12 protein-coding genes and 1 tRNA gene are annotated in these 13,081 nt (G+C 65.5%); 11 read left to right on the forward strand and 2 right to left on the reverse strand.

Features of this window, described 5'->3' with window-relative positions; all coding sequences use genetic code 11:
• Positions 1-17: 17 nt before the first annotated feature.
• Entirely contained in the window at positions 18-725 is a 708-nt protein-coding gene (locus CXY79_RS14300; protein WP_104102901.1) for a type 1 glutamine amidotransferase domain-containing protein, read from the forward strand.
• Between the two features lie 61 nt (positions 726-786).
• Here the strand turns inward: CXY79_RS14300 and CXY79_RS14305 are convergent, their stop codons facing one another.
• Positions 787-1,878, reverse strand: coding sequence for an aminotransferase class V-fold PLP-dependent enzyme (locus CXY79_RS14305; protein ID WP_104102903.1), 1,092 nt, complete (start codon positions 1,876-1,878; stop codon positions 787-789).
• An 81-nt stretch (positions 1,879-1,959) separates the two neighbouring features.
• Between CXY79_RS14305 and CXY79_RS14310 the strand changes: the two genes are divergently transcribed.
• The 6 genes from CXY79_RS14310 (at position 1,960) to CXY79_RS14340 (ending at position 7,945) form a co-directional block, all read left to right on the forward strand.
• A complete protein-coding gene (locus CXY79_RS14310; protein WP_233191521.1) occupies positions 1,960-2,946 on the forward strand; it encodes a LysR family transcriptional regulator in 987 nt (328 codons plus the stop codon).
• 11 nt (positions 2,947-2,957) lie between these two features.
• Complete coding sequence (gene gltX / locus CXY79_RS14315) at positions 2,958-4,478, forward strand: glutamate--tRNA ligase (protein WP_104102905.1); 1,521 nt, start codon at positions 2,958-2,960, stop codon at positions 4,476-4,478.
• 136 nt (positions 4,479-4,614) lie between these two features.
• Positions 4,615-4,686 (forward strand) — tRNA-Gln (locus CXY79_RS14320).
• Between the two features lie 1,098 nt (positions 4,687-5,784).
• Positions 5,785-6,045 (forward strand): SHOCT domain-containing protein, encoded by a 261-nt coding sequence (locus tag CXY79_RS14330; protein ID WP_104102911.1) that lies wholly within the window; start codon positions 5,785-5,787, stop codon positions 6,043-6,045.
• A gap of 92 nt (positions 6,046-6,137) precedes the next feature.
• Complete coding sequence (locus tag CXY79_RS14335) at positions 6,138-6,830, forward strand: response regulator (RefSeq protein WP_104102914.1); 693 nt, start codon at positions 6,138-6,140, stop codon at positions 6,828-6,830.
• On the forward strand, positions 6,827-7,945 hold the full coding sequence (locus tag CXY79_RS14340) for a cell wall metabolism sensor histidine kinase WalK (protein ID WP_104102917.1): 1,119 nt from the start codon (positions 6,827-6,829) through the stop codon (positions 7,943-7,945). The genes CXY79_RS14335 and CXY79_RS14340 overlap by 4 nt, the downstream gene beginning before the upstream one ends.
• On the opposite strand, the gene CXY79_RS14345 is transcribed toward CXY79_RS14340, so the two are convergent.
• Complete coding sequence (locus tag CXY79_RS14345) at positions 7,937-10,324, reverse strand: cation-translocating P-type ATPase (protein WP_104102920.1); 2,388 nt, start codon at positions 10,322-10,324, stop codon at positions 7,937-7,939. The two genes, CXY79_RS14340 and CXY79_RS14345, sit on opposite strands and share 9 nt — an antisense overlap.
• 376 nt (positions 10,325-10,700) lie before the next feature.
• Here CXY79_RS14345 and CXY79_RS14350 point away from each other — a divergent pair, with 376 nt between their 5' ends.
• The 4 genes from CXY79_RS14350 (at position 10,701) to CXY79_RS14365 (ending at position 13,067) form a co-directional block, all read left to right on the forward strand.
• Positions 10,701-10,952 carry an SHOCT domain-containing protein gene (locus CXY79_RS14350; RefSeq protein WP_104102923.1) on the forward strand — a complete coding sequence of 84 codons (252 nt, stop codon included), beginning with the start codon at positions 10,701-10,703 and terminating at the stop codon, positions 10,950-10,952.
• The gene (locus tag CXY79_RS14355) at positions 10,949-12,457 is read left to right on the forward strand and encodes a multicopper oxidase family protein (protein ID WP_104103514.1); all 1,509 of its coding nucleotides are present in this window, start codon (positions 10,949-10,951) and stop codon (positions 12,455-12,457) included. Before CXY79_RS14350 ends, CXY79_RS14355 begins: the two co-directional genes overlap by 4 nt.
• A 104-nt stretch (positions 12,458-12,561) precedes the next feature.
• Complete coding sequence (locus CXY79_RS14360) at positions 12,562-12,891, forward strand: hypothetical protein (RefSeq protein ID WP_104102926.1); 330 nt, start codon at positions 12,562-12,564, stop codon at positions 12,889-12,891.
• Positions 12,888-13,067, forward strand: coding sequence for a hypothetical protein (locus CXY79_RS14365; protein WP_104102929.1), 180 nt, complete (start codon positions 12,888-12,890; stop codon positions 13,065-13,067). Before CXY79_RS14360 ends, CXY79_RS14365 begins: the two co-directional genes overlap by 4 nt.
• Positions 13,068-13,081 lie beyond the last annotated feature (14 nt).

A 13,081-nucleotide genomic window follows, 5' to 3' on the forward strand; every position in this document is an offset into this window, starting at 1 on the left:
CACACTCTGGAGAACCCATGAATTCCGTACTTTTTGTCGTCAGCGCCGCCGATCACTGGACCCTCAACGACGGCAGCCTGCACCCCACCGGCTACTGGGCCGAAGAGCTCGCCGAACCGCACCGCCTGTTCACCGAGGCCGGCTGGCGGATCACCATCGCGACGCCCGGCGGCATCGCCCCCACCATCGACGCGGGAAGCCTGGCACCCCAGGCGGCCGGCGGGGAAGACCGGGCCGCGGCCATCGTCGCCTACCTCGACACCATCGGCAGTGAACTCGACGAGCCCCGCTCGATTAGTGACATCACGGTCGCCGACTACGACGTCGTCTTCTACCCCGGCGGCCACGCCCCGATGGAGGACCTGGCCGTCGACGCCGACTCCGGACGTATCATGACCGAAGCCCTCGACTCCGGAACGATTCTCGGCGTGCTCTGCCACGCCCCGGCCGCCATGCTCGCCGCCCAGCTAGCCGACGGCAGCTGGCCCTTCACCGGCTACCGCATGACCGGCTTCACCGATGAGGAGGAGACTCTCGGCGGCCTCGCCCCCAAGGCGCCGTGGCTCGTGCAGAGCCGCCTGGTCGCGCTGGGCGCCGACTTCGTCGCCGGCGCAGCCTGGGCCGAGCACATGGAGATCGACCGCAACCTGTACACCGGCCAGAATCCGGCTTCCTCCGCTGCTCTCGCCGGCGCGATCATCACCGCCGTCACCGCACAGAAGTAGTCGAGTCGCCGCGAGGCCCTCTGGCCGAGCAGGCCCTGCGGTCGCGCCCGTCGTGACCCGGCTACGGACGCAGGGCGCGCAGGGCGTCGGCGACGTCGTCCTCGTCATTCCACAGGTGGAAGGCGACGCGGGCCCGCCCGGCCCTGCGCGACGCGGTGAGACCGGCCCGGGTGAGGCGTTCAAGGTCGGTGCCGTCGGCATCCGGCCAGGTCACGATCGACTGCCCGGCCGGGGCGAGCCCGAGCCCGGCGCAGAGCGCGTCGCCCAGCGCCACCGCGTGGTCGCGCACCGTCGACAGGTCGAGCCGCCCGAACAGCTCCAGTGCGGGTTCGGCGCCCACCCAGGAGTTCCAGGCCGGGGAGACGTCGAATCGGCGTGCATCAGCCGCAAGGTTCATGTCCGGTCCGTAACAGGAGGCCCACGGGTCCCGGCCGGCATACCAGCCCGCCTGCACCGGGTGCAGCAGTACGGCCAGCCGCTCGGCCACGGTCAGGAAGGCCACGCCGCGCGGGGCGCAGAGCCACTTGTAACTGTGGCAGATAGAGGCGTCGAAGACGGATGCGTCCACCGGCATCCACCCGGCGGCCTGCGTCGTGTCGCAGAGGGTGAAGCACCCGTAAGCACGGGCGGCGGCCACGATCCCCGCGGTGTCGGCGACGGCACCGGTGGCGGACTGCACGAGCGAGAACGCCACAAGCCAGGTGTCGGCGGTGATCCCGACGGCCAGCTCGGCCAGAGGCAGGTGCCGCACGGTGACCCCGCGGTGCGCCTGGCTGAGGAACGGGAACACCATCGAGCTGAAATCGCCATCGACGCAGAGCACCTCGGCGCCGTCGGGAACGCTCGCGGCGAGCAGGCCGGCCAGCACGGACGCCTGAGACCCGATCGCGACCCGGCTCACCGGAACAGCGACGAGTCTGGCATACGCGTGCCGGACCCGTTCGACCACGGCGGCGTACCCCGCCGCCGACGCGGTGCCCAGCGCCCAGGCGTCGGCGTCCAGGCGCAGGGCCGCTTCCGTTTCCCGGGTCGGCAGCCCGAGCGTGCAGGCCGCCAGATAGCCGCGGCCGCCCCGGAACCGCTCGCCCGCCTCGCGCACGCCGATGCGGGCCGGCAGCGTCGAACGGGACGCGGAAGAGTCGCTCTGGATCATTTCTCCAGCATGCGACCGGCCTATTCATTTGACAATAACCAGTAGCTGAGGCAATCCATAAGCATCAGTTATGATCACTTCGTGCCCGCCATCGTCCAGCCCGAACTCGACTCCACCATGCTGCGCGTCGTGGGTGCGCTCGCCGACTGCGGCTCGATCACGGCGGCCGCGGCGGCGCTCGGCTACAGCCAGCCCGCCGTGAGCCAGCAGCTTAGACGGCTCGAGCAGCGCATCGGGATGGCCGTGATCGAACGCATCGGCCGCGGCGTGCGGCTCACCGAGACCGGCCGGCTGCTCGCCCGGCACGCCGCCATCGTGAGCGGGGCCCTGGACGCCGCCGCGGGGGAATTGTCCGAGCTGCGCGGCCTGCGCGCGGGCCGGGTGCGTCTGGCGGCGTTCCCCTCCGCCTCGGCGACCATTGTGCCGCGCCTGCTCGCTGACCTGCAGCGCCGCCATCCGGGAGTCAGCGTCACCTACCTTGAGGCTGAGCCGCCCGAAGCCGTGGCTCTGGTGCGCCAGAACCAGGCCGATCTGGCGATCACGTTCAGCTACCCCGGCGACCGGGTCGACCCTCACCGGGACAGCGCCGAGGGCCTCGTCGTGACCCGGCTCCGCCGGGACGAGATGATGCTCGTGCTGCCGGCCGGACACGCCCTGGCCAAAAACAGCGCAGTCGACCTCGGCGACCTGGCCGAGGAGAATTGGATCGGCGGATGTCCTCGGTGCCGCGGCCACCTGCTGGAGCTTTGCGGTCACAACGGTTTCACGCCCCGCATCTCTTACGAGACCGACAACGCGGCCGCCGTGCTCGGCCTCGTGGCGGCCGGCATCGGGGTGGCGATGCTGCCCGCGCTTGCCCTCGACTCCGTCGGCGCGCAGCCTCTCGTCGCCATCCGGCCCACCCGCGGCCGCGACCACCGCACCCTGCACACGGTCACGGTCACTGGGTCCGCGGGCGTGGCGGCCATTGCCGTCACCCTGCGCCGGCTCGCCGCGCTGGCCGGACCGGACGCGCCACCCGCGGCGCCACCCGTATCCCCACCCGCGCCCTCACCCGGAGGCAACTAGAATCGGGGGTGATGTCTGAGACAATTGCGCACCCGTTTTCCACTGCCACCGGCACCGACGTTCGCGTTCGGTTCTGCCCCTCGCCGACCGGAACGCCGCACGTCGGTCTGATCCGCACGGCACTCTTCAACTGGGCTTACGCCCGGCACACCGGCGGCACGTTCATCTTCCGGATCGAAGACACCGATCCGGCCCGCGATACCGAGGAGAGCTTCGTGCAGCTCCTCGACGCGCTGCACTGGCTGCGCCTGGACTGGGACGAGGGCGTCGAGGTCGGCGGACCGCACGCTCCCTACCGCCAGTCCGAGCGCTACGACATCTACCGTGACGTGATCGAGCAGCTCAAGGCGTCCGGTCACATTTACGAGAGCTTCGCCACCGGCGAGGAGATCGAGGTGCGAAACGTCGCCCTCGGCCGCGACCCGAAGGCCGGATACGACAACTTCGAGCGCGACCTCAGCGATGAGAAGAAGGCGGCCTTCCGTGCAGAGGGCCGCTCGCCGGCGCTCCGCCTCAAGGTGCCCGACACGGACATCTCCTTCGACGACCTGGTTCGCGGCGAGATCACCTTCCCGGCCGGCTCGTTCAGCGACTTCGTCGTCGTGCGGCCCAACGGGCATCCGTTGTACCCGTTCGTGAACCCGGTCGACGACGCCATGATGGGCGTCACCCACGTGCTGCGCGGCGAAGACCTGCTCTCCTCCACGCCGCGCCAGATCGCCCTGTACCACGCGCTGATCGACATCGGACTGGCCACGTTCGTGCCGCGTTTCGGGCACATGCCCTACGTCATGGGCGAGGGCAACAAAAAGCTCTCCAAGCGCGACCCCGAGTCCAACCTGTTCCACCACCGCGCCCGCGGCTTCGTTCCCGAGGGACTGGTCAACTACCTGTCGCTGCTCGGCTGGTCCCTCTCCAGCGACCGCGACGTGTTCACGATCGATGAGATGATCGCCGCGTTCGACGTCGTCGACGTGCTGCCGAACCCGGCCCGCTTCGACCTCAAGAAGGCCGAGTCGCTCAACGGCGACCACATCCGGCTGCTCGACCCGGCCGATTTCGCCGCCCGGGTCATCCCGTACCTGGTGGCCGCCGGCGACGTGACCGAACCACTCAGCGAGGTGCAGCAGGCTATTCTCGAGGCCGCCGCACCGCTAGTGCAGGAACGCATCGCCCTGCTCGGCGAGGCACCCGGCATGCTCGGTTTCCTGTTCATCGGCGGCGACTCGCTGGCCTACCAGCCGGATGCCCTCGCCTCGCTCCCGCAGAACACGCGCGAGATCCTCGCCACGTCCACGGCAGCGCTGCTCGACATTCCCGAAGCGGAATGGACGCACGACCGCGTGCACACCACCCTGACCGAGACGCTGATCGACGGGCTCGCGCTCAAGCCGCGCGTGGCCTTCGGCCCCCTGCGGGTCGCGGTCTCCGGCCGGCGCATCTCGCCGCCGCTGTTCGAGTCGATGGAGATCCTGGGCAAGGCGGAGTCCGTGCTGCGTCTTGCACGTCTGGCTGCCACCACTCTCGAGTGACTGGCCGCGCGGTGTCGGGCCCCTCGGGGTCTGCCCCGGCAATCGGCTCGAGCCGGCGATGATTTCGGCTCTGGGTTTGTCCCGGCACTCTGAGTGGGTTAGAGTTACGAGTCGGTCCGTTCTGAGGAACAGGCAGTGGGGTATGGTGTAATTGGCAACACGACTGATTCTGGTTCAGTTGTTCTTGGTTCGAGTCCAGGTACCCCAGCAGTAATAGGTGCAGGATTTCGCGGCGATATCACCCATCGCCCATCCTCTCCCCTTGGCCCGGGTCCGCTCCGGTGTTTAGAACCACTATCACAAGCGCCATGCGGGGCTGCAGCGGCGTTTCGCCGCCCGGGTTGATTCGCTTTCGTCACGACGCAACCGGACTGACACTCGACGCCGTTCGGCGTTCAGCCCGCAGCGCCAAGGTGCACACTGCGATGTCTTTCCCGGCTTGTCGGGATGCGGTGGACAATCTGATTTTCAGACGATGACTCGATCAGTTGACGGATGGTTTGCTGCGCCGCTGGTGTCAGGAATCGACGCATAACGACCGTCGGCATGCGCTTTGCGGATCGGTATGAGCCTGGCCAGCGCGTTTCATCAAACCTTCACATGCTCGGGGGCTGGAGCTTCATGCGCGGTCTGCATGCTGGTGTGTGGACACCAACTTGGTGGCTGAACGCGAAAGGTGTTGAGACTGATGAAATTCAATCGGAAGAACGTGACCGCTGGTGTTGCGGGACTCGGGCTTGTCGGAGCGCTTGTCACGGGCGGTGTTGCCGCGGCGCAGGCATCTACCGGTGATGGGGCTATTTCCCAGCCACCATCGACGACCTCGTCGTCAGTTGGCGAGCACCGTTCAGGCCACTTGGCCGGCATGGCATTCGGGCAGAGTTCGCCCATGGTCGCGATCGCGAGCTACCTCGGCTTGAGTCGGACGGAGCTGCAGGACCGGGTCCAGTCGGGTGGGTCCCTCGCGGATGTCGCTGAAGCCCAGGGAAAATCGGTTTCTGGTCTCAAAGACGTAATTCTCTCGCAGCAGAGGACCACTCTCGACTCCAACAGCACTCTGTCATCTGATGACAGGGAGGCAGCCGTAGAACAGATGAGGAGCCGCATTGACCCGATGCTGAACGCGACCCACACCCCAGGTGAGGGGATGGGCATGGGTTCGGGAGTCGGTATGCACTCGGGCGCAGGGATGGGCGTAGGGATGGGCTTGGGAATGGCGCGGACCTGACCGTCTCCTGAACAGGCGGAGCGGTCCACGGGCTGCCTGGATGTACGAAAATAAACACAAACTGAAGGAGCAGAAGAAATGATGTGGGGAAACGGATACAACATGACGTGGGGATGGCCGGTAGGGCTGCTCATGCTCGTCGCAGTCATCCTCCTTGTTGTCTGGGTTGTGCGGGCTTTTGCTGACGAAACTGAACGCGGAGGGTTCCGCGGGACTACTCCGCTGAGCCGCGGACAAGGCGAGCGCGGTCCAGCGCGTCAAATACTCGATGATCGCTTCGCGAAGGGTGAATTGAATGAAACGGAATACCGAGAACGGTTGCAGGTGCTCGAGAGGTAAGGCCTGAGTTGGTACTCCCTCGCCGAGTCCCTGGGGCGCAGTGCAGAGTCCGTGCCGCCGGACGGCGATAATCAGAAGAAAAGGGGTGAGCGATGCAGAAGGTCCTGGTTGTCGACGACGAGGCGCAGATCAGGACGGTCCTGCGCGGCTACCTGGAAGCGGAAGGTTATGACGTAGCGGAGGCCGCGGACGGCGCCGAGGCGCTTGCGGTACTCCATAAGGACCCTCCCGCTCTCGTGCTGCTGGATGTAATGCTGCCGGGGATCGACGGGCTGGAGGTTCTCCGGCAGTTGCGAGGCTTCAGCGACGCGTACGTGATCCTCGTCACGGCCAGGGCGGAGGAGGTCGACAAGCTCGTGGGGCTCGGTGTGGGTGCGGATGACTATGTGACCAAGCCATTCAGCCCGCGCGAGGTGACGGCTCGAGTGAAGGCAATGCTCCGTCGTGACAATCGGGATGAGCGAACCGACAGAGACGCCCTGCTTCGCTTCGATGGCTTGTCCATCAAACCCGCCCACCGAGAGGTTGAGGCGAATGGAGTCTCTGTGGGGTTGTCGAGCCTGGAGTTTGATCTTCTCACCGCACTCGCAACCGAGCCCGGGCGGGTGTTTTCCCGGGCACAACTGCTTAAAAAAGTCTGGGGCTACGATTTCTACGGCGACGAACGGGTCGTCGATGTTCACATCCGCAGTTTGCGCGCACGACTCGGCGACGATGCCGGCGATCCACACCTGATCGCCACGGTGCGGGGCGTGGGCTACAAGTTTGTGGCCGGGCCCAGATGAAGATGCGCCTCTCGCTGCGCCTGTTCATCTCCTATGCCGCTATTGCCGTGGTCGGCGGCATGGTGGCTTATCTGACGATCTCGCTGCTCGCTCCTCGACTGTTCGAAGACCGGCTGGGGATGATGATGGACAGTGAGGGCACCGGAATGTCGATGGGGGCCATGGACGCGACCAGCGTGCGCTCCGCCTTCCTATCCGCGCTCACGACCTCGCTGATCGTCGGGGTACTGGCCAGCGTCATCGCCGCAGGTTTCGTCGCCGCGGCAGTCACGGGGCGCCTACTTCGCCCCCTCAACGCTGTGCGGGCCGCGACCAAACTGATCGCTGCCGGAAAATACGGCGGCAGGGTCCCCGTCCCCTCCGAGCCGGAACTCGCAGCGCTGGCCACAGACGTCAACACGCTGGCCCAGGCCCTGGCCGATACCGAGTCACGGCGAACCCGGCTGCTCGGGGAGGTTGCGCATGAAATGCGAACCCCACTGACCGTTCTGGACGGCTACGTCGAGGGGCTGATCGATGGCGTGTTCACCGCCAGCCCCGACACATTCGCCTCCCTCAGCGAGGAACTGCGCCGCCTGCATCGCCTCTCCGATGACCTGTCCAGCCTGTCGCGCGCTCAAGAACAGCGGCTCGATCTGCATCCAGTCGATGCCGACCTGGCCGATCTTGCTCGCCGCACGGCCAACCGGCTCGCTCCGCAATTCGAAGATTCGGGCGTGACGTTGACACTCAACGTCGCCACGCCGCTGCCCGTGCACGTGGACCCGGACCGGATCACCCAGGTTCTGACCAACCTTTTCGGCAACGCCCTGCTCGCCACCCCGGCGGGCGGTGCGGTCACCATCACGACGCACGGCGCCGACGGCCGTGGTGAGGTCGTCGTGATCGACACGGGAGTGGGCCTGGCCGAGGAGGACACAGACCGTGTTTTCGAGCGGTTCTACCGTGTGCCCGGACAGGCCCGCCGCTCCGCCGGATCAGGGATCGGTCTCACGATCGCCCGGGAAATAGCGCGTGCGCACGGCGGGGACGTGACGGCCTCGTCGGGAGGGACAGGGCAGGGAGCCAGATTCGCGGTCGTGGTACCCCTGCGGGCCGGCGCCAGATCAGGCTGAAACTCCGACGTCATTCCCTGCTCCGTCAGCCGATGTGGTGGCCGTCGTGCTCTCGGGCTGTCGCGGGAGGCGCAGCCGCTTGAGTAGCAGCGCGTTGACCGCGACGATGACGCTGGAGCCGGACATGGAGATGGCGGCGATTTCCGGACTGAGCCGGATGCCGAACGTCGGAAAGAAAACGCCGGCGGCAATGGGGAGCGCGATCGCGTTGTAGCCGACCGCCCAGCCGAGGTTTTGGCGCATTTTGCGCACGGTGCCTTTCCCGATGCGCAGGGCGATGGGGACGTCGAGGGGGTCTGACCGCATCAGGACTACGTCCGCCGTGTCGATGGCGACGTCCGTCCCCGCCCCGATGGCGATGCCCAGGTCCGCCTGTGCCAAGGCCGGAGCGTCGTTGACTCCGTCGCCGACCATCGCGACTCGCTTGCCGGACGCCTGCAGCTCCTTGATTTTCGCGGCCTTGTCTTCCGGGAGCACCTCGGCGATCACAACGTCGATCTGGAGCATGGATGCGATCCGCTGCGCGGTCGCCTCATTGTCGCCGGTGAGCATGACGACCTCGATTCCCGCTTCGTGAAGAGCGACAACGGCGGCCGCCGCGGTCTCTCGAACGGCGTCAGCCAAGGCGATGACCCCAGCGGCCTTCCCGTCGACGGCGACGAGGACCGCCGTCCGTCCGGTGGCGGCCAACGTCTGACGCTGGGCGGACACCGGATCAATATCGATGCCCTGGGCGACCATGAGTTTGCGGTTGCCGACGAACACCTGGCGTCCTGCGACTGTTGCGCCGGCACCATGTCCCGGAACATTGCGGAACGCAGATGCTTCCAACGCAGTCGCGCCGCGCCCGACGGCGTAACTGACGACGGCTGCGGCGAGCGGATGCTCGGACTCCCGTTCCACTGCAGCGACAAGGGCCAACAACTCGACCTCATCCATCCCAACAGCAATGAAGTCCGTCACCTCTGGTTCGCCCCGGGTCAGAGTTCCCGTCTTGTCCAGGACGACCGTGTCGATTCGAGCTGAAGTCTCCAACGCGGTCGCAGTTTTAAAGAGGACACCGCGTTTGGCGCCCAGGCCGGTGCCGACCATGATGGCGGTCGGTGTCGCCAGGCCCAACGCATCCGGACAGGTGATGACGACGACGGTGATCGCAAAGAGGATCGCGGTAGGAAGGCTCGCGCCGGCCAAGAGCCACGCACCCAGGGTGGCGCTGCCGCCAATGAGGGCTACGAGCACAAGCCAGAAGGCCGCGCGGTCGGCTAGCCGTTGTCCGGGGGCCTTGGAGTTCTGTGCTTCCTGAACCAGGGCCACGATCTGCGCGAGTGCGGTATCGGCGCCGACTTTGGTCGCCCGCACGCGAAGGGTTCCGGTGGTGTTCACTGTGGCGCCGATCACGTTGGATCCGATGCTCTTGGCGACGGGAAGGCTCTCCCCGGTGACCATGGATTCGTCGATGTCGGACTCACCGTCTTCTACGACGGCGTCAGTTGGAACTTTTGCTCCGGGCCGAACCAGGAGGAGGTCGCCCGGGACAACCTCCGCGGTCGGGACCTCAACCGGTTCCCCGTCTCGGATGACGAATGCCATCGACGGTGCCAACTCGAGCAGCGTGCGGATGGCGTCGTTTGCGCCGCCCCTGGCACGCATTTCAAACCAGTGGCCCAGGAGGACGAAGCTGGTCAGAACGGTCGCAGCCTCGTAGAAAACTTCCCCACCACCGGTAAGGGTGACAGACAGGCTATAGAGCCAGCCCGCTCCGACACCGACGGCTACCAGAACCATCATGTCCAGGGTTCGAGCCCGCAGCGCCCGGAAGGCCCCATCGAAAAAGATCCAAGCCGAATAGAAAATGACCGGCAGAGACAGGATCAACGCGAAAACGTCATTCCGCAGCCCGAACGGGGCAGGAACCGCGAAACCGAAAACGTCGCGGCCGATCGGCGACCACAGGGTGATCGGAACCGACAGGATCACCGCCACCATGAACCGGTTGCGCATGTCCCGGATCATGCCGGCCATGGACATGTCGCCGTGCGCGCCACCATGCCCCATGGTCTCCTGCATGGTTCGAGGCGGTTGTCCGGTCTTCATTTCATGTTCGGTGTGGTCGGTGACGGATGACGCCACCGGATCGCAGATGTGATCGGGCACGGAGCGTCCAGCGCAGTGGTAACCGCATTCCCGGACCCATGCCGCCAGATCAGTGACGGAGGTCTGCCTGGGATCGAAGGTCACGCTCGCGGTTTGCGCTACCGGATTCGCATCAACGCTCAACACGCCGGGGCGGCGGGCGAGCACCGACTCGACGATCGCTCGCGAGGATGCCCATTGAACGCCCTGCACTTCGAGGACAGTAGTTTCGGCTTCCTGAGTCATGTGAATCTTCCATTCTGAAGAATCGGCCTCACAGCGACAATCTCCGTGTCGAACACTCTCATCCTATACCCATGGGGGGTATGCGATCGGGGCGATCCACCTCGTCGGTGGGAGGCTGTCGTAGGGCCTCTGGGTCGTTAATCAGGCAACGCTACTAGGATAGATAGTATTCCGGAATGCTTCTACCGGCTCACGGCTCACTTGTCGTTCGCTGCTCGCCGTGACGGCTTGAGGCGCACTGAACGACTACCCCTTCCGGGAGGATGCACCGCCTGAAAAGGGGGAGTGGTGCACGCCGTTTGATTGTCCAAAATACCCCAAGGGGTATGCTTGCGGCAGTGTCTATTCTCGAAATATGAGTCGAAGGAGTCGGATCATGATGTGGGGCTATGGAGGAAGTATGGGGCTGTACTGGCTCTTCGGGCTGCTGACAATTGTCGGTATCTCGTTGCTGGTCGTGCTCATGGTTCGGCTGTTTTCTGGCGATCGTAGTGTCGGGCGGAAACAGGGGGGAGAGGTTGGGCTAGGCCGCGCGCGCCAGATACTGGATGAACGTTTCGCCAGGGGTGAGCTGACCGCAGAGCAGTACCGCGAACAGCGCGCAGTCTTGGGCGAGGATAAGTGGTGAAGCCTCTCAGCCGTCGAAGCGCTCTCACGCTCGGTGGCCTCGGGCTGGCGAGCACGGTTGCCGGGGGAGCGGGACTTCTCTGGAGCCAGCAGACAGCATCGCCTTCGGCCACCAGCTCAGGCTTTGGGGCGCCCTCCGGGGATCCACTGGTTCAGCCGCCCGAGCTACGTAGCGCCGATGGCCGCCTCAAGGTACGCCTGGATGCTGCACCGGGGGACGTGAAGATTTCCGGTCGCGGTGCCACCGTGCTGAGCTATAACGGGGGCGTGCCGGGGCCTACCCTACGCGTTCAGGCGGGCGACACGCTCAATGTGAGCCTGCACAACGGCCTCAACGATCCGAGCAACCTGCACGTGCACGGATTGCATGTTTCTCCGTCGGACAACGGCGACAACATGTTCGTGACCGTGAAGGCCGGAGAGTCCTTCGACTACGAATATCAGCTGCCGCCTGATCACCCGCCGGGAGTGTACTGGTATCACCCGCACCACCACGGGTTCGTCGCCGATCAGGTCTTCGGCGGCCTTTACGGGGCCATCATTGTCGAGGACCCCACGCCCATCAGGGCAACGCGAGAGCGCGTGCTCGTCATCTCAGACATCACACTGGACAGCCTGGGCCGCATCCCTCCCGTCACGCCGATGGAACAGATGGCGGGACGGGAAGGACAACTCGTTCTGGTCAACGGGCAGGTGAATCCGGTCATGACCGCCCGTCCGGGGGAACGCGAACGTTGGCGCATCGTCAACGCCTGTGTGTCCCGGTACCTGCGGCTGCGTCTCGACGGGCAGGAGCTACAACTCCTCGGCATCGACTCGGGACGGTTCCAGACCCCCGGCGACGTCGATGAGGTAGTGCTGTTACCCGGCAACCGAGCGGACCTCCTGGTTACCGCTGTCTCAGGGACATCCATCTTCCAGACGCTGCCCTACGACCGCGGCGGCCCGAACGGAATGATGGGCGGGATGATGGGCGGCGGCGCTGGACCCAGCGGGCAGGACGCTCAGAGCAACCCTCGCGGCTTTTCAGTGGCGACACTAACGGTGTCCGGTGATGCGATGACCGCCCTGTCCGCGGTCCCCGAGCAGGCCGTGCCCCCAGATCTTCGTTCGCGGCCCGTGACGGCGCGTCGCGAGCTCACGTTCGGGATGGGAATGGGCGGGATGAGGGGCGGCTCGATGATGAGTTTCACCATTAATAAAGAGGTGTTCGATGCGGACAGAACAGACACCACGGTTCAGGCCGACAGCATCGAAGAATGGACCCTGACAAACACCAGCCAGATGGACCACCCCCTGCACCTGCACGTTTGGCCAATGCAGCTCGTTGAGGAAAATGGCAGGGCGGTCGAGTTGGTGGTTCGGCAAGACGTTGTCAATGTTCCGGCAGGGGGACGAGTGAAGGTCCGCATCGCCTTCGACGACTTCGCCGGACGGACTGTCTATCACTGCCACATCCTCGATCACGAGGACAACGGGATGATGGGCGTCATTGAAGCAAAGTAACAACGACTCCTGACAGGGGCTTTCCTGTGTGACCGCGGTTCACTGCGACGGGAGCCAACTTCGGCTACTACTATGAAAGATAGTAGACAAAGAAGGAGGCGCTCATGCGCTCACGAATCTGGATCATCTCCCTGGCCGCTGGAGCGTTGCTTGCAGCAGGCACCGTCGCTCCGGCCTACGCGGCCGAGGGCAGCAGCCCTCCGGCCCCGGCGGGTCAGGCCGAGGATAGCGCCCGCGGACACATGGCCGCGATGCACAGAGCACCTGGCCTGGTGAAAATGCACGAACAGATGATGGCCGGGATGTCCGACACGGCTGACATGACGGCCGGTGCACCCGGCATGGCGAAAATGCACGAGCAGATGATGGCCCATCACCCGGCTGGCGACGCTTCGTCGGAGGCTGGCAATAAAAGCCTGGAGGCGTCACGGTGAGTACGGCGCTCTATGGTCTGGCCCTCCTGGCCTGCCCAGCGGCTATGGGCTTGATGATGTGGTTCATGATGCGAGGGAAGACGACAGCTGATGCGCCGAAGTCGCTGTCGGCGGCCGATGAAATGGAGTTGACCACCGTGCGCGCGGAGGTGGACACGCTGTATCTGCCGAATTGAGGTTCTTATTCAGC

Source organism: Cryobacterium sp. M96, assembly GCF_002929845.1.
GTDB lineage: Bacteria > Actinomycetota > Actinomycetes > Actinomycetales > Microbacteriaceae > Cryobacterium > Cryobacterium sandaracinum.